This is a genomic window from Bradyrhizobium yuanmingense, from assembly GCF_029167105.1.
GTDB lineage: Bacteria > Pseudomonadota > Alphaproteobacteria > Rhizobiales > Xanthobacteraceae > Bradyrhizobium > Bradyrhizobium yuanmingense_A.
In genome coordinates, this window is the sequence record NZ_JARFML010000129.1 from 1 (window position 1) to 521 (window position 521).

The window sequence follows — 521 nt, forward strand, 5'->3', positions numbered from 1 at the left end:
CACGGGCGGCCTATGAGGCGCCGCAGGGCGCAGTCGAGACGGCGTTGGCACGGATCTGGGCCGAGCTTCTCGGGCTGGAGCGGGTCGGACGCAACGACCACTTCTTCGAACTGGGCGGCCACTCGCTTCTAGCGGTGCAGGTGTCGAGCCGGCTGTCGCAGGCTGTTGGGGTCGAACTGCCGCTGCCAACGCTGTTCGCCACGCCGGTGCTGGCCGATTTTGCCGCAAGCCTTGGCCGTCCTCATGACGTGGCAGTGCCTGCCAACCTGATCACCGAGCAGAGTACGGCGATCACGCCGCAGATGCTGCCGCTGATCGAGCTGGCCCAGCCTGAGATCGACCGGATCATCGCCACGGTGCCTGGTGGCGTCCGCAATATCCAGGACATTTATGCGCTGACGCCGCTGCAGGACGGCATCCTGTTCCATCATCTGCTGGCCAGCCGGGGTGATCCCTATCTGTTGGTGTCGCAGATGGCGTTTGCCGACCGCAGCTTGTTGGAGCGCTATCTTGGTGCGGTT

Annotated in this window: 1 protein-coding gene; it reads left to right on the forward strand. The window is 64.9% G+C overall.

Annotation, left to right across the window (positions count from 1 at the left end; genetic code table 11):
* A partial coding sequence (locus tag P0R31_RS40775) for a phosphopantetheine-binding protein (RefSeq protein ID WP_275521256.1) occupies positions 1-521 on the forward strand: 521 nt, incomplete at both ends.